Annotated in this window: 14 protein-coding genes; 10 read left to right on the top strand and 4 right to left on the bottom strand. The window is 49.6% G+C overall.

The genetic code is table 11. The features are described from left to right. Nucleotides 1-25: 25 nt before the first annotated feature. The 6 genes from PUW25_RS24025 to PUW25_RS24000 all read left to right on the top strand — a co-directional run bounded on the left by PUW25_RS24025 (nucleotide 26) and on the right by PUW25_RS24000 (nucleotide 6,848). A complete protein-coding gene (locus PUW25_RS24025; protein WP_047911274.1) occupies nucleotides 26-904 on the top strand; it encodes a carbohydrate ABC transporter permease in 879 nt (292 codons plus the stop codon). 80 nt (nucleotides 905-984) lie between these two features. Further along, nucleotides 985-1,785: a carbohydrate ABC transporter permease gene (locus PUW25_RS24020; RefSeq protein WP_370510330.1), complete on the top strand. Its 801-nt coding sequence runs from the start codon at nucleotides 985-987 to the stop codon at nucleotides 1,783-1,785. Between the two features lie 371 nt (nucleotides 1,786-2,156). After that, nucleotides 2,157-3,674, top strand: coding sequence for a DUF4127 family protein (locus PUW25_RS24015; protein ID WP_370510326.1), 1,518 nt, complete (start codon nucleotides 2,157-2,159; stop codon nucleotides 3,672-3,674). A 30-nt stretch (nucleotides 3,675-3,704) separates the two neighbouring features. Continuing rightward, nucleotides 3,705-4,424 carry an N-acetylmannosamine-6-phosphate 2-epimerase gene (locus PUW25_RS24010; protein WP_047911277.1) on the top strand — a complete coding sequence of 240 codons (720 nt, stop codon included), beginning with the start codon at nucleotides 3,705-3,707 and terminating at the stop codon, nucleotides 4,422-4,424. Then, nucleotides 4,402-5,226, top strand: coding sequence for a MurR/RpiR family transcriptional regulator (locus PUW25_RS24005; protein ID WP_047911278.1), 825 nt, complete (start codon nucleotides 4,402-4,404; stop codon nucleotides 5,224-5,226). Before PUW25_RS24010 ends, PUW25_RS24005 begins: the two co-directional genes overlap by 23 nt. Nucleotides 5,227-5,261: 35 nt before the next feature. Beyond that, a complete protein-coding gene (locus PUW25_RS24000) occupies nucleotides 5,262-6,848 on the top strand; it encodes an FAD-dependent oxidoreductase (RefSeq protein ID WP_047911279.1) in 1,587 nt (528 codons plus the stop codon). Nucleotides 6,849-6,963: 115 nt separating this feature from the next. On the opposite strand, the gene PUW25_RS23995 is transcribed toward PUW25_RS24000, so the two are convergent. Genes PUW25_RS23995 through PUW25_RS23985 form a run of 3 tightly spaced genes read right to left on the bottom strand, consistent with a single transcriptional unit; the run spans nucleotide 6,964 to nucleotide 10,053 of the window. Next, complete coding sequence (locus tag PUW25_RS23995) at nucleotides 6,964-7,791, bottom strand: carbohydrate ABC transporter permease (protein ID WP_047911280.1); 828 nt, start codon at nucleotides 7,789-7,791, stop codon at nucleotides 6,964-6,966. A gap of 15 nt (nucleotides 7,792-7,806) precedes the next feature. Then, nucleotides 7,807-8,748 (bottom strand): carbohydrate ABC transporter permease, encoded by a 942-nt coding sequence (locus tag PUW25_RS23990; RefSeq protein WP_205054793.1) that lies wholly within the window; start codon nucleotides 8,746-8,748, stop codon nucleotides 7,807-7,809. A 45-nt stretch (nucleotides 8,749-8,793) separates the two neighbouring features. Then, nucleotides 8,794-10,053 carry an ABC transporter substrate-binding protein gene (locus tag PUW25_RS23985; protein WP_047911282.1) on the bottom strand — a complete coding sequence of 420 codons (1,260 nt, stop codon included), beginning with the start codon at nucleotides 10,051-10,053 and terminating at the stop codon, nucleotides 8,794-8,796. Between the two features lie 355 nt (nucleotides 10,054-10,408). Here PUW25_RS23985 and PUW25_RS23980 point away from each other — a divergent pair, with 355 nt between their 5' ends. Beyond that, nucleotides 10,409-11,167 carry a GTP cyclohydrolase II gene (locus tag PUW25_RS23980; RefSeq protein ID WP_047911283.1) on the top strand — a complete coding sequence of 253 codons (759 nt, stop codon included), beginning with the start codon at nucleotides 10,409-10,411 and terminating at the stop codon, nucleotides 11,165-11,167. A 68-nt stretch (nucleotides 11,168-11,235) separates the two neighbouring features. Here the strand turns inward: PUW25_RS23980 and PUW25_RS23975 are convergent, their stop codons facing one another. Beyond that, nucleotides 11,236-12,711, bottom strand: a complete 1,476-nt coding sequence (locus PUW25_RS23975; protein WP_205054794.1) for a PTS transporter subunit EIIC — start codon at nucleotides 12,709-12,711, stop codon at nucleotides 11,236-11,238. Between the two features lie 333 nt (nucleotides 12,712-13,044). On the opposite strand from PUW25_RS23975, the gene PUW25_RS23970 reads away from it, so the two are divergent. From PUW25_RS23970 to PUW25_RS23960, 3 genes are all read left to right on the top strand, one after another. After that, the gene (locus PUW25_RS23970; protein ID WP_205054795.1) at nucleotides 13,045-13,602 is read left to right on the top strand and encodes a glycerol-3-phosphate responsive antiterminator; all 558 of its coding nucleotides are present in this window, start codon (nucleotides 13,045-13,047) and stop codon (nucleotides 13,600-13,602) included. Between the two features lie 25 nt (nucleotides 13,603-13,627). Then, nucleotides 13,628-15,121 (top strand): glycerol kinase GlpK, encoded by a 1,494-nt coding sequence (gene glpK / locus PUW25_RS23965; RefSeq protein WP_274337715.1) that lies wholly within the window; start codon nucleotides 13,628-13,630, stop codon nucleotides 15,119-15,121. An 82-nt stretch (nucleotides 15,122-15,203) separates the two neighbouring features. Next, nucleotides 15,204-15,368, top strand: a complete 165-nt coding sequence (locus tag PUW25_RS23960; protein ID WP_193746015.1) for a hypothetical protein — start codon at nucleotides 15,204-15,206, stop codon at nucleotides 15,366-15,368. Nucleotides 15,369-15,373 lie beyond the last annotated feature (5 nt).

Here is a 15,373-nt window from a genome sequence, read left to right as displayed (position 1 = left end):
TCTAATTCACAAGGGGGGAATGCAAATGAGGTGGGTTCGTTCTGAATCTTTTGCAGCCTGGGCATTCATGACCCCAGGTTTGCTCATTATTGCCGTGTTTGTATTTTGGCCGATTATTTATGGAATACCGCTGTCATTAACGAATTATTCCGTCATTGGGGAAACCAAGTATGTCGGTTTGGATAACTTCAAGAATGCGTTCCTGGATAAGAACTTCACCATTTCCTTATGGAATTCACTGGTATACGTTATCGTGGTTCCGTTTATCCAGATCTTTTCTATCTTAATGGCGATTCTCGTGAACAGCCGTATACCTGGAATTAAGCTCTTCCGTGCGGCGTACTACATTCCTGTCGTTACCTCCATGGTTGCTGTAGCCTTGATTTGGAGCTGGCTGCTGAGCAGCAATGGGGTGGTCAACTACCTGCTGATGCAGGTAGGAATTATCAGTGAGCAGGTATCCTGGCTGTCGACCAGTGAAACAGCACTGGCTACGCTCATGTTTATTACGATGTGGAAAGCGCTTGGATATTACATGATGCTGTATCTCGCAGGACTTCAGGGTATTCCGAATGACCTCTACGAGGCAGCGAGAGTGGATGGGGCAAACCGAATGCAGCTGATTTGGTCCATTACCCTGCCGCTTCTGCGCCCGCATATCTTTTTCTGCTCCTTGATCTCCGTGATGGGTGCAGTGCGCGTATTTGATGAGGTATATATTCTGACCAAGGGCGGACCGGGGACATCGACGCTCGTATCCAGTGTGTATATATTTGAAAAAGGTTTGGAGCAGTTTAATTTCGGTTATGCCTCTGCGCTGGGACTCATTGTGAGTGTGCTGATCGGCGGACTCAGTGTCATCGTGTTTAAGCTGAACCAGAAGGGCGGTGTCAATTCATACTGATGGAAACAGTCGAGTTAACCCAAGCTGACAAGTTGATCGAGACGAGCAAGCGCAAGAAAAAAGTAGTCAACGGATTGCGGATGGCGATTACGTACTTGCTATTGCTCCTCCTGGCTATCTTTATGATGGGACCGTTCTTATGGCTGCTGAGTGTGTCGCTGATGCCGGGTCGTAATATTTTCTCGTCGCCGCCTGCGATCTTCCCGACCTTTATTGATTTTGAGAACTATGTGCAGGTATGGCAGTTTATGAACTTCCCGAGGTATATCTGGAACACCGTTGTGATTACGGTGCTGGGTGTAGTGTTCAATATTGTATTGTCATGTATGACAGGGTATCCGCTCGCCGTATTCCGATTTAAGGGCCGTAATTTCGTGTTCGTGACCTTGATTGCAACGATGATCATTCCATCCTCCACCGCGATGATCGTGCATTACCTGACCATTCAGGATTTGGGACTAGGCGGCTCGTACCTGGGTGTTGTGCTGCCTGCGGCGGTGTCTGTTTTTAATATCTTCCTGATGCGGCAGACGTTCCTGAATATCCCGATTGATGTGCGTGATTCCGGAAAGATCGACGGAGCCTCCGAATTTAGGATTTGGTGGCAGCTGATCCTGCCGCTGGTGAAGCCAGGGATTGCGGTTATTGCCCTGCTGGAGTTCATGTCGTTCTGGAACAGCTTCCTGTGGCCGATGGTTATTCTGGATGACCCATTGAAGTACCCGCTTGCGTCCGCGCTGACGACGCTGAATGGACAGTTCTCGTATAACTTCGGCTGGATTGCCGCCGGTACGATGATCTCGGTGATTCCGATCATCGTTGTGTTCCTGTTCACACAGCGATACTACATGGAGGGTATCGCCGGAGCAGTGAAGGGCTAAGGTTTACTCTATCCCGCAGGGGAGATAGAGTTACGCCGCAGGCTAAAAGGGTTTAGAACTTCTCTATCCCGCAAGGGAGATAGAGTTACGCCGAAGGCTAAAAGGATTTAGATGTGCCTCTATCCTCCAAGGAGGTAGATGCAAGCCGCAGGCTAAAAGGTTTTCATGTAATTCTGATCTTTCATCCCTTAACAAACTAACTAAATATCAAGGCAAGGGTGACGCGAAGCAACCCGCCACCCCTAAGCGCCAGCGAGTGTTCTGGATTCTGAGCGACTTTTGGCTTTGAATGCATGAACAACTCCGAAGCAATCACTTCGCATTCAAAACAAGTCGGAGCGAAGAAGTCAGAACAGGAGTGAATGATAATCATGCAAACCATCTTCATCCCACTCGACGAAAGACCATGCAACTACGAATTCCCGTACATGCTGGCAGAGGGCACGGAGCTTACAGTAGAGCGCCCTCCACTGTCGATGCTGGGACTAAAAAAAAGACCAGGCGATATTGAACAGCTGTGGACCTGGCTCGAAGAGAAGGCCGAAGGTGCAGGAGGAGCTGTTATCGCACTGGATACCCTTTTATACGGAGGAATTATCCCCTCCAGACTTCACAAATTCACCGAAGATGAACTCATTGCAAGGCTGACAAGGCTGCGCAAGCTCAAAGAGAAGCATTTAAATCTTAAAATTTTTGCATTTCAGCTCATCATGCGCTGTCCGCAGTACTCCATATCAGATGAAGAGCCGGATTATTATGCCGATTGGGGACGTGAAATTTTCCGCAAAGGCTATATCGGTCACCGAGAGGAGCTGAAGATAGCCACAGCGGAAGAGCTTGCAGAGCTTCAGGATATGAACAGCCGCCTTCCACAGGAGGTACTGGATGATTATCTGGGAAGAAGAAGCATCAACATTCAGGCGAACCGGGCCGTACTGGACTTAGTGAAGGATGGGGTTATTGACTTCCTGATCTTCCCGCAGGATGACTCTGCACCGTATGGTTATACGGCAAAGGATCAGCAGGTGGCGAGGCAGCGGATCAGTGAGCTCGATTTGGAGCTGAAGGCTTACATGTATCCAGGAGCGGATGAAGTCGGCTGTACACTGATAACTCGGATGTTGAACGAGACGAAGGGAGTAAAGCCGCTTGTGTATCCTAGACTATCCTCGATACAAGGGGCATTTGTTACCCCGGTATATGAAGATCGTTTTTTCTACGAGACACTAAAGTATCAGATCACGGCAGCAGGAGCTTTAATTGCTTCCAGCGCGAGTGAAGCAGATCTCATCCTGCTGGCCAGTACCCCGGGTGAGACGATGATGGAGGCGGTGTCGCAGGAGCATCCATTTTTCAGCTACGATGTGTACCGCAACTTGATGGAGCTGATTGAGTACGGAAGCTACATGATGAGGGAACAAGGCAAAGCGGTAGCGGTTGCCGATGTGGGCTATGCGAATGGTGCAGATCTCAAGCTGGTCAAAATGCTGCGCCAAAAAGGCATGCTGTTTGATCTGGCAGGCTATGCCGCTTGGAATACCAGCTCGAATTCACTTGGGACTGTCATCTCGCAGGCACTCATTTATACGCTCTACGGACGTACGCAGGAGCACCTTGATTTTCTCGCGCTTCGTTATGCGGAAGATGCATGCTACTGTGCTACAGTCCGCAAAGAAATGAATGCAGGCGTTGTGGAGGAGATGGGCTGCAACAAGTTTCTGCTGGATGGACCGCGTGGGAAGGTGGCGGAACGCGTCGAACAGCGGCTTATTCAAGTGCTGGAGGAGAAGATCAACGGTCCGGCAGGCCGAATTGAAATTGTGGATTGTTACATGCCGTGGAATCGTACCTTTGAGGTTGGACTGAAAGTGAAATATCATGCCGTATGAATCAGGCAGGAGTAACCAGGAAGAGGGTGTATGCTAGTGAATCCCGTATTGGAGCAAATACGATATGGACTGATTGCATCATGCCAAGCTTTACCGGGTGAACCGCTTCATGGTTCGGAGACGATGGCGAAGATGGCCAAGGCGGCGGAAGAAGGCGGGGCGATCGCGATTCGCGCGAACAGCGCTGAAGATGTGAGAGCGATCAAGCTGGCAGTGGGTCTTCCTGTCATTGGAATCGTCAAAAGAGATTATCCGGATTCGGAGGTATATATTACGCCCACGACGAAAGAAGTCGATGAACTTATTGAGGCGGGAGCGGATATGATCGCTCTGGATGCTACGCGAAGAAAGCGGCCGGGTCAGGTTACGCTGGAGACGATGGTGGAATATATGAAGTCACGAAATATGCCGGTGATGGCCGATATCTCTACCTTAGCAGAAGGGCTGTATGCCGCGTCCCTCGGTGTCAGCTGTGTGTCAACCACCTTGTCAGGCTATACGTCCTACTCACCGAACCTTGCAGGTCCACATCTTGAATTGGTCAAGGAGACTGCGGAGCGGCTTGCCATTCCGGTAATCGCGGAAGGGAGGATCAGTGAGCCGGCTCAAGTGGAGGAGGTGCTTCGACTCGGTGCCTATGCCGTCGTGGTTGGTTCCGCTATTTCCCGTCCTCAATTAATAACGAAGCGGTTTGCGGAAGCCGCACGGAAGGCAGTGATTTCAATCCATGGAAATGAAAGATCGCATTAATACCTACTATCCTTCGCTGACCAAGTCAGAACAAAAAGTAGCAGAATGCGTACTGCAGAATGCGGATGATCTCATGTATTACTCTGTCACGGAACTGGCCGATTTTGCCGGGGTGGGGGAGACAACGGTCATGCGCTTTTGCCGGAAGATTGGATTCAAGGGCTATCAGGATTTCAAGCTGTCGCTGGCTCAGAACGCTGGGGCGAAAAAGCCGGGAGAGCAGGATGAGGACAGCAAGGATTTTGTCCGTATGGTCTACGAGAACAATATCGACATTCTGCATTCAAGCATGAGTCTCTTGAACAGGAGCAAGCTGGAGCAGGCGATCGAATGGATCGATCAGGCCGGCAATGTGCAGTTCTTCGGCGTAGGAGCCTCTGGTATTACAGCACTGGATGCCAAGAACAGACTACTGCGAATCGGCAGACGATCCGAGGCGGTGGCAGACAGTCACATTCAGGCGATGATGGCGGTCAGTATGCGGGAAGGTGATGTTGCCTTCGGAATTAGTGTATCTGGCAGTACCCTGGATACCAACGATATGCTGCTCAAGGCGAAGCAGAGCGGGGCGAAGGTCATTGCCATTACCAACTATGCCAAGTCACCGATTACATCCATAGCGGACCTCGTGCTGCTGACAGCGGGCAAGGAGATGCCGCTCGAAGGGGGATCTATTGGGGCTAAAATATCACAGCTGTTCATAATAGATCTCATCTGCGAAGGTCTGGCAAGAACAAACATAGTAGAAACGAAGAAGATGAAGGAAAAGACAGCAAGGTCCGTTATTGATCGAAGCTATTGATACAGGCAGGGCCTTAGAGGAGAGGAGACCAGGAAATGACGTTAGTTTTACATGCAGATGTCATTGTAGTTGGGGCAAGTCTCGGAGGAACGATAGCGGCAAGAGCGGCAGCAAGAGCAGGTCTGAACGTGATTTTGACGGAGGAAACAGATTGGATCGGGGGGCAGCTCACTTCACAGGCCGTTCCGCCGGATGAGCACCGATGGATTGAATCCTTCGGCTGTACAGCGAGCTACCGCGAGTTTCGGGACCGGGTAAGAGAGTATTACAGACGGAATTATCCTCTTAACGATGAGGCGATGAACGATCCTATACTCAACCCGGGCAACGGTTGGGTGAGCCGGATTGCTCATGAGCCGAAGATTGCGTTAAGAGTACTGGAAGACATGATGGCGGCCTATATCAACTCAGGACAAATTCGTATCCTCTATCATACGGTGCCGACTGGAGCCGATTGTAAGGGTGACCACGTACAGAGCGTCAATGTAAGACAGGTGTACACTGGCGAGGAACTCGTGCTAACAGGTGAATACTTTCTGGATGGTACCGATAACGGGGATTTGCTGCCGATCGTGGGCGCAGAGTTTGTGGTAGGTGCGGAATCCGGTGAGGACACGGGCGAGCCGCATGCTTTATTCAAGGCTGACCCCTGTGATATCCAGTCCATTACGCATGTCGCAGCGCTGGAATACGTGGAGGGCAGTGATTTTACGATTGAACGTCCCGCATCCTATGATTTCTGGAAGACTTATACGCCGCTGCCGGATCGGATGCCTCTGTTCAGCTGGTACGCAGGAGATGCGAATGACACAACGAAGCAGAAACAATTTACGATGTTTCCCAATGATCAAGGAATTACACCGTTATGGACGTACCGCCGAATTGTAGACCCATCCATATGGCGGGAAGTGTTGCCGACAGGAGAAGTGACGCTGCTCAACTGGGCGCAGAACGATTACTACTTGGCACCAATCATTGGTGTTGGAGCTCAGAAACAGCGGGAGCATGAGGAACAGGCACGGGATCTGACACGCTCGCTCGTCTACTGGCTGCAGACCGAAGCGCCGCGACTCGATGGAGGTGCAGGTTATCCCGGAGTTCGGCTGAGAGGGGATATTCTGGGCACAACCGATGGTCTGGCCAAAACGGCATATATTAGAGAGTCACGAAGAATCAAGGCACGCTACACGGTTACCGAGCATGATGTCAGCAAGGCGCTGCGCGGTGATCAAGGTATCAAACGATACAGAGACAGCGTTGGCGTCGGCAGCTACCATCTGGATCTGCATCCGACAACCAAATCGCTGAGATCCTTTTACATACCTAATTATCCTTATGAGATCCCGCTTGGCTCACTTATTCCGATTCGGATGAAGAACCTGCTTCCTGCCTGCAAAAATATCGGGATGACGCAGATTGCGAATGGCTGCTACCGTCTGCATCCAACCGAATGGAACATTGGCGAGGCAGCCGGCTATCTGGCCGCTTATTGCCTGAAACAGGGCATCCATCCTGCTCATGTGTATGATTCAAGCGAGCATCTGGAGCAGTATCAGCTTCTCCTTACGGAGCAAGGTGTTGAGCTGCATTGGCCTGATGAAGTGTATGATACGATGTACTAAGTTTGTACGAATAGACAATTTAAATAAGCGTCCCCACTGTAGCACTAATGACGTGGGAACGCTTATTTTGATTTTTGCCTAATTCCATTTTATGAAGCTGCAGCTGCAGCTCAGATTAGTCCTTGATTGCCCCTGCTGCAATGTCTGAAATGAACTGCTTGCTGATAAATAGGAACAGAATGATGAGTGGAATAATAGCCAGCAATGTTCCGGCGATAATCATGGCGTAATCTGTATTGTACAGTCCATTTAGCTGCGACAAGGCAATCTGAAGCGTATATCTGCTCTCGTCCGTCAGTACAATGAGCGGCCAGAGATAGTCGTTCCATACGCCGATGAAAGTGAAGGCACCGAGAAAGGCAAACGCAGGACGCAGAATCGGCAGAGCCACATTAAAGTATAGTCGGAAGAAGCCTGCGCCATCCATCCGTCCTGCATCCAGCAGCTCCTTCGGGATCGAGCCCTCTGCATATTGCCGAATCCAGAAGATCCCGAAGGCATTGACCATGCCGGGAATAATGAGTGCTTTGTAAGAGCCGACCCAGCCGAGCTCAGCCATAATAACGAAGGACGGTACGAGCGAGAGCTGGGTTGGTACCATCATCGTGGCAAGCAGCAGAACGAACAGCCACTTTTTGCCCGGGAATTCAAATTTGGCAAAGGCAAAGCCGGCGAGCGAATCGAAGAACAATACCAGAATGGTAACAACAGCTGAGACAAACAAGGTGTTAAGAAAGGCTCCGACAAAATCAATCTGTTCCATGACCCTCGTGAGATTGTTCCAGAACTCTCCCCCAAACCACAGCTTCGGAGGGAAGGAATAGATATCTGCCGTCGTTCTCGTTGACATGACAATCAGCCAGTAGAAGGGAAACATCGAGATAACGAGACCAATGGCTAAGCCGACGTATAGACCGATAGATTTGAGTCTTGCCTGTATCATGAAGCCTCACTCCTTCTAATTGGATGATTTGCCTTGAACGAGCTTCCAGTTAATGATCGAGAACAGTGCGATGAGGATGAACATTCCCCAGCCGACAGCTGCACCATATCCAAAATAGTTGTTAATGAAGGATTCACGGTACAGATACAGGACAATCGTCATTCCTGCTCCGCCGACCCCGCCATCATTGCCAAGCAGGATTTGCGGCTCGGTGAACAGCTGCATGCCGCCGATCGTGGAGGTAATGACCGTAAACAGGATTACAGGACGGAGCAGGGGTATCGTGATACGGAAGAAGGACTGGATGCCGGTTGCACCGTCAATCTTAGCCGCTTCGTACAGCGTCTGCGGAATGGCCTGAAGGCCCGCCAGATAGATGACGGCATTGTAGCCTGCCCAGCGCCAGATGACCATCGAGGCAATGGCCGTCTTGATGCCCCAGCCGGTATCCAGCCACTGCACCATGGGAATACCGAAGAGATTAAGAATGTAGTTGAATATGCCGTAATTGTTCGAGAACAGGGCGGCGAAGATAATAGAGACGGCAACAATGGACGTGACATTGGGAAGGAAGAAGCCGACCCGGAAGAAGGTCTTGAATTTGACAAATGGAGCGTGAAGCAGAAACGCAATGACAAGGGCGATGAACAGCATTGGGAAAGTGGAATAGATCCAGATTATGAGAGTGTTCCCAACCGCTTGCCAAAATTCCGGATCCGTCACCAGGTAGCTGAAATTGTTCAATCCGTTATACGTCATTTCACCGATGCCGTCCCATTTCTGGAAGGCTAGATACAGAGAGAATCCAATCGGGAACAGACCGAAGATGGCGAACACAATATAAAAAGGAGAAATGGCTGTGTACACGGCTCGATTCTTCCAAATTTCAGACCATAGCGATTCTTTCTTGGCTGCAGGCACATAGGATGAGCCTGTTTTCGGTTCCAGAGATTGCATATCGGTAGCCTCCTTTTGTGAGTGAGGAATACGTGCAGGTAGTTCCTATCGCTTCAATTCCCGCTCGACCCTTTGCAGCGCTTCATCAAAGGCCGTTTCCTGATTCAGATTGGAGATGTTCTTCAGCCAGCGGGTCATGATGCCATGAACCGCAGGGTAGCGCTCGCCGAAGAAGGAGACTTTGACATTGTTCGCTGAGGCAGCGAATACTTCTCCGGTCACCTGACCGCCAAAAAATTCTTCTTCCTTCTGAACCGTATCGCTGTCAAATACACCCGGTGTAGACGGGAAGAGATTGAGGTTCGATAGGGCTGTCTCTTGGTTCTCTGGGTTTTGCAGCCATTGGATGACCTCGAAGGCTTCCTGAGGGTGCTCACTGGATTTAGGGATCGCCAGGAAGGAACCGCCGACATTCCCATCTCCGCCCGGTGCCCTTGCTACCCGCCATTTTCCTACGCTGTCTGGAGCCGCTTCAAGCAGTGGCTGCTTCATCCACACGGCACCGACATAGGAAGCAATCGTTCCTTTGTTGATTCCCGCATTCCATTCCGGTGTCCAGTGCTCAGCATTTGCAATGAGGCCGTTATTCGAGAACGCAACCGCTGTATCCCATGCGTACTTGATCACCTCGTTCTGATCACCGATGTATTGTCCATCCTCTGTAAAATATTTCTGCTCACTTTGTGAAATGATCTGATTGTAAACGTTGTCAATATTGTCGGTCATAAATACCTTGCCATCAAAGGTCTCCTTGACCTTCAGGCCGGCATCCATATAATCTTCCCAGGTTGAGAGGGCCTGGCTGACCTCATCCGGATCGGTTGGCAGTCCGGCCTGCTCGAATAGATCTTGTCGATAGAAGAGTGCGGTCGGACCGGTATCCATTGGAAACGCGATCATTTTACCGTTTGGTGTTACTCCTTGCTGCCACTTCCAGTCAAGATAGAGATCTTCGACCTCGGCAGCTCCGAGCTCATATAAATCGTAGAATCGGTCCTCACTCGGAAAGAGCTCCATGACCCAGTCGTTCAGGGCAACGATGTCGGGCTCTCCGGATTTGGCGGCAAGCGTCGTTTTCAGCTTCGATTTGAAATCACCGCCGATTTTTTGAGTGACCAGGTTAATGTGGGGAAATTGTTCTTTTGCTTTGGCGAGAAGTCCATCATCAATACTTCGATTCCAATACCATAATGTAAGCGTTATCTTTTTGTCAGATGCAGAAGAATCCTTAGATGCACCAAAGCTGCAACCGCTCATGACAAGCACAACAATGAGACTGACAATAATCAAGGACGTCCGTTTCATAGGTTTTCCCCCTTGGTAGTCTTCGTTTGTTACTCGCATAACTATGGATATGAGACAAGAAGAAAGATATGAGGTTTTTTTCTGTAGAATCTATGATGTTTGTTACATAATACCATAAAATCCCCGAATTGTTCGTGGCTGAATCAATTTTCTATCTACCATTTTAATCATTTATAAAATAATTATTATTCATAGTTGTTTACTTTGTTTTATGTTGACAGTAATGAGTAATCTATTTTATACTTACTTACGTAAAGTAACTATAAGAAAATATGGCACATACCCTGTGGCGATTAATACGATAAATACATGGTTCTATTAGCGTACAAGGAAGACCTGAGTAGGGGGAGCATAAATGATCACGAACGATACGATCCAAATATTGAAAAATAAAATCAAGACGATCGGCGGCGGTGACGGCGAGAAGCACATCTATCTGGTCGGTCCTGTTCAGCTTCCGGTAAACATGGAGGATAACACCTTAGTGTTTAAGTGGTACAGCTGGATCACCTCAGAGAAGCAGATGGATGAGCAGGAGCTCATCGCTTCCCTTGCCAATGCGCAGCTTGCTGATCAGCAGCAATCGAGCGTGCTGGTGTATGGGGATTTTGAACACCATCCGGATGCGATGATACGGATGCACAGCATTTGTCATACGGGAGATATCTTTGGAAGCAAGCGCTGTGACTGCGGCTATCAGCTGCATGAGTCAATGAAGATGATCGCTGCTCACGGTGCAGGCGCAGTCTTCTATCTGGCCAATCATGAAGGCCGCGGTATTGGCTTGTTCAGCAAGACGATGGCTTATCTCCTTCAGGAAGAGGGCTATGACACAGTAGATGCCAATCTGGCACTTGGCTTTGCCGATGATCAGCGGGATTACAGTGAGACCATTCGTGTACTGAGAGCGCTGAGAGAAGAGCCGGTACGTCTGATTACGAATAATCCGCGCAAGCTGGCATCTCTGCAGAAGGCGGGAATGTCGGTAAGCGGCAGAGTTCCGCTCTGGGGAGACCGCTCTGCCTATAACGATAAGTACTTGAAGACAAAGGTCAGTCGTTCAGGGCATCTGGAGGAGCATGCAGAATGGGTTCAAGATGTGCGGCTATCCTAATTATCCGATAGAATTCCGAATGAAAAAACCTGCTGAAAATTTTCAGCAGGTTTTGTTATATTACGGCTTTACATTTTCTTCTTGATCTCGTCCTTGAGCGCTTCGGATTGGGTTCCGAAGATAACCTGAACGGCACCGTTGCCCAGACGCATAATTCCTGCTGCACCCAGCTTCTTGAGCCCGGCGTCATTTACAACCTTCTCATCGCGAACGACAAGCCGCAGCCTTGTAATGCAGGCATCTATGCTCTCAATGTTATCAGCGCCGCCGAGCTGATGAAGCACTTGATCTGCCTTTGTATCTCCTGCTGCAGAGGCCGGAGCTACTGCTGGTTTATCTGAGGCATCTCCCGTTCCTGTTCCTTCTACAAGCTCATCATCATCTTCACGACCTGGGGTTTTCAGATTGAATTTGACGATGACGAAGCGGAACAGGAAGTAATACACAACTCCAAATGCAAGGCCCACCGGAATGAGCAGCAGTGGATTCGTTGCGAGCTTCATATTGAGCAGGTAGTCGATCAAGCCTGCGGAGAACGCGAAGCCCAGCTTGACGTCAAGCATATACATAATGAATCCGGATAAACCGGTCAGAACGGCATGGATGACGTACAGTACAGGCGCCAGGAACATGAATGAGAACTCCAGCGGCTCTGTAATCCCTGTCAGGAAGGAAGCAATGGCCGAACCGATAAAGATGGAGCCAACCATTTTTCGCTTGGACGGCTTTGCGGTATGAATGAGCGCGAGCGCTGCTGCCGGCATAGCGAACATCATGATCGGGAAGAATCCGGACATGAACATCCCTGCAGTTTTGTCCCCTGCAAAGTAACGCGTCAGGTCACCATTCACAACCTCTCCAGCTGCATTCGTGAATTCCCCAATCTGGAACCAGGCAATGGAATTTAGAACGTGGTGAAGCCCAATAGGAACAAGCAGCCGGTTGGCCGTACCAAAGATAAATGCACCGATGCCTTCAAGACTCACGACCCAATTACCAAATGCAGCGATGGCATCCTGAATCGGACTCCATATCATCCCGAGCAATGTGGCAAAGACGATGGTAGCAACTGAGGTAATAATCGGTACGAACCGTTTACCTGAGAAGAAGCCAAGCCATTCCGGAAGCTTGAGCGTATGGAACCGTTTGTATAAATAAGCAGCCAGCAAACCGGTCATAAATCCGCCGAGCACCCCGGTGTTGAGCACAACATCGTCCGGGATATATCCGAACACCAGCGGAACCTGCTCCAGAACCTTCACCAGAATGAGATAAGAGATGACGGCAGACAACGCCGCAACGGCATCCCCTGCGAGACCAATGGCAACACCGACGGCGAAAATAATCGGAAGATTGCCGAAAATCGTTCCAGCACCCGCATTCAGAAAGGGGGTGATGAACTGGTTGATGAAACCGCCTACAGCTCCGAGCGGAATATCCTGTTGGTAGTCTATTAAAGCAAAAGCTTGGAGAATACCCGCTGCAGGCAAAGTAGCGACCGGAAGCATCAGTGACTTGCCGAGCTTTTGAAGACCTTTTAACATGCTTACTGCACTCCTTTTCGATGAGGATTTCGCATCATTTGATTGAGCTTTCTTATTAGAGAGCTATGCAGAATCCTTAATAGATGAAAATAGTTTTCGTGAAAACGGTTAAAAAATAGAAAAATATTTTTGCGACACTTGCTATTATAACGATATTTGTGGAAGATGGAATAGGACTTTTGCATCTTGCAGGTGCCCTGTATTGACTTCTTCACTTCAACCGGATAGATTAACTATGAAAAAGATCACTAAAATCAAGGCTTTGCGCCCGTTTTCTTTGAAAGCGCTTCATGCGTATATGCCAACAAATACCTTTATTAAGGGGGAGGGCATATGGCTTTTCATTCGCTGCCTATATTACCTGCAGTCAAGAGCATGAGAGAGCTGGAACGCGTAATGCACAGTCCTTATATGTATATTGTTCTGCTCGATTCTCATGTCGCTCAGCTGAAGAATATTGTCAAGCTTGCAGAGCAGCATGGCAAGAAGATCCTTCTTCATGCCGATATGATCAACGGGCTCAAAAATGACGAGTACGCTGCCGAGTTTCTATGCCAAGAGATTCGTCCCGCCGGCCTCATTTCGACCCGTGCCGGTGTCATCCGTGTAGCCAAGCAGAAGGGACTGATCGCGATTCAGCGCATCTTTTTGCTGGATACGATCGCGCTTGAGAAGAGCTACGCACTCATTGAGAAGACCCAGCCTGACTATATTGAAGTTCTTCCTGGTATTATGCCCCATATTATCAAAGAAGTTTCATCCCGAACGGGAATCCCTATATTTGCGGGCGGCCTCATTCGAACCGTGGAGGATGTAGACAATGCCATCCAAGCGGGAGCCACATATGTAACCACATCTAATCAGGAGCTTATCGCTCATTATCAAAAATAGCATCGGTAAACAGGAGGTAGAGCACATGGAGCAGTACATCATGTCATTAGATCAAGGAACAACGAGCTCGAGAGCCATTCTATTCAATAAAAAGGGGGAGATCGTATACACCGCACAGCGGGAGTTCCCTCAATATTTTCCGCAGCCCGGTTGGGTAGAGCATAATCCCAGTGAGATTTGGAGCTCAATTCTTGCTGTCATTGCAACTTGTCTGGCAGAAGCGGAGGTGAAGCCCTCCCAGATTGCCGGTATCGGTATAACGAATCAGCGGGAGACAGCGGTTGTGTGGGAGAAGGACACCGGTCATCCGGTATACAACGCGATTGTGTGGCAATCCCGGCAGACAGCAGATATCTGTGCCGACCTGAAAACGCAAGGTCATGAAGATATGATCCGTCAAAAGACGGGACTGCTCATTGATCCGTATTTCTCCGCCACCAAGGTCAAATGGATATTGGATCATGTGGAAGGGGCAAGAGACAGAGCGGAGCGTGGCGAGCTGCTGTTCGGGACAATAGACAGCTGGCTGATCTGGAAGCTGTCGGGAGGTACAGCTCATGTCACCGATTATTCGAATGCTTCCCGGACCATGATGTATAACATTCATGAGCTGGAGTGGGATCAGGAAATATTGGACCTGCTTGATATACCAAGAGCGATGCTGCCTGAGGTGCGCGGTTCTTCCGAAGTGTATGCCCATACGGTTCCGTATCATTTCTTTGGCTCAGAGGTTCCGATCGCAGGTGCTGCAGGAGATCAGCAGGCTGCGCTGTTTGGTCAGGCCTGTTATGAAGAAGGCGCCATCAAGAACACTTACGGTACGGGCTGCTTTATGCTGATGAATACAGGAGAGCGGGCTATCCATTCACAGCACGGACTCATTACGACAATCGCATGGGGAATTGATGGCAAGATTGAATATGCTTTGGAGGGAAGTATTTTTGTTGCCGGTTCGGCAATTCAGTGGCTTCGTGACGGGCTTCGCATGCTCAAGGACTCCAAGGACAGCGAGCTGTATTCTTCCCGTGTGGACTCGACGGACGGCGTATATCTGGTGCCTGCCTTCGTAGGACTGGGCAGTCCCTATTGGGACAGCGAGGTTAGAGGCGCCGTATTTGGGCTGACACGTGGTACGAGCAAGGAGCATTTTATCCGTGCCACGCTGGAGTCACTGGCCTATCAGACCCGGGATGTACTGAATGCAATGCAGCAGGATTCCGGTAATCCCCTTGCCAAGCTTCGAGTTGATGGCGGCGCGGTGAAGAATAATCTGCTGATGCAGTTCCAGAGTGATATTCTGGGTGCTCCGGTCGAGCGGCCGGTTATTAGTGAGACCACGGCGCTCGGAGCGGCTTATCTTGCCGGTCTTGCCGTTGGATTCTGGAGCAGCCGGGAGGAGATCTGTGAGCAGTGGGCATCAGAGCGGATATTTGAGCCGGGGATGGCTGAAGAGCAGAGAGAGCGGCTGTATGCAGGCTGGCAGAAGGCTGTGGAGGCGGCGATGGTGTTTAAGGTGTAGTGGCACTGCAGGTTCCGAATGATCTGGTTCAGTAAAATGACAAAGGTGTTTCATTCACTGTTAAAGTGAGGAGAGCATAATTATGTTAGCTGTTATCATATTGCTTCAGATTATTATCATTGGATACTTGATTAAAATTGATGGAAAGCTTCCGAAGAGGGACGTTGTCGCCGATGCTGTACAAGAAGCAATGGAACGAGATGAGAAAATTCGCAAGGAAAAGGAACGAAGTCAATCAACAAATTGATATGG

Origin of the sequence: Paenibacillus urinalis (assembly GCF_028747985.1) — a bacterium.
Lineage (GTDB): Bacteria > Bacillota > Bacilli > Paenibacillales > Paenibacillaceae > Paenibacillus > Paenibacillus urinalis.
Note: the sequence above shows the minus strand (reverse complement) of the source record. Positions and strands in the feature narration are given on the sequence as shown.

Coding starts and splice junctions, on each gene's coding strand:
- PUW25_RS24025 (WP_047911274.1), top strand. CDS start 26: ATGAGGTGGGTTCGTTCTGAATCTTTTGCAGCCTGGGCATTCATGACC.
- PUW25_RS24020 (WP_370510330.1), top strand. CDS start 985: ATGGCGATTACGTACTTGCTATTGCTCCTCCTGGCTATCTTTATGATG.
- PUW25_RS24015 (WP_370510326.1), top strand. CDS start 2,157: ATGCAAACCATCTTCATCCCACTCGACGAAAGACCATGCAACTACGAA.
- PUW25_RS24010 (WP_047911277.1), top strand. CDS start 3,705: ATGCTAGTGAATCCCGTATTGGAGCAAATACGATATGGACTGATTGCA.
- PUW25_RS24005 (WP_047911278.1), top strand. CDS start 4,402: ATGGAAATGAAAGATCGCATTAATACCTACTATCCTTCGCTGACCAAG.
- PUW25_RS24000 (WP_047911279.1), top strand. CDS start 5,262: ATGACGTTAGTTTTACATGCAGATGTCATTGTAGTTGGGGCAAGTCTC.
- PUW25_RS23995 (WP_047911280.1), bottom strand. CDS start 7,791: ATGATACAGGCAAGACTCAAATCTATCGGTCTATACGTCGGCTTAGCC.
- PUW25_RS23990 (WP_205054793.1), bottom strand. CDS start 8,748: ATGCAATCTCTGGAACCGAAAACAGGCTCATCCTATGTGCCTGCAGCC.
- PUW25_RS23985 (WP_047911282.1), bottom strand. CDS start 10,053: ATGAAACGGACGTCCTTGATTATTGTCAGTCTCATTGTTGTGCTTGTC.
- PUW25_RS23980 (WP_047911283.1), top strand. CDS start 10,409: ATGATCACGAACGATACGATCCAAATATTGAAAAATAAAATCAAGACG.
- PUW25_RS23975 (WP_205054794.1), bottom strand. CDS start 12,711: ATGTTAAAAGGTCTTCAAAAGCTCGGCAAGTCACTGATGCTTCCGGTC.
- PUW25_RS23970 (WP_205054795.1), top strand. CDS start 13,045: ATGGCTTTTCATTCGCTGCCTATATTACCTGCAGTCAAGAGCATGAGA.
- glpK (WP_274337715.1), top strand. CDS start 13,628: ATGGAGCAGTACATCATGTCATTAGATCAAGGAACAACGAGCTCGAGA.
- PUW25_RS23960 (WP_193746015.1), top strand. CDS start 15,204: ATGTTAGCTGTTATCATATTGCTTCAGATTATTATCATTGGATACTTG.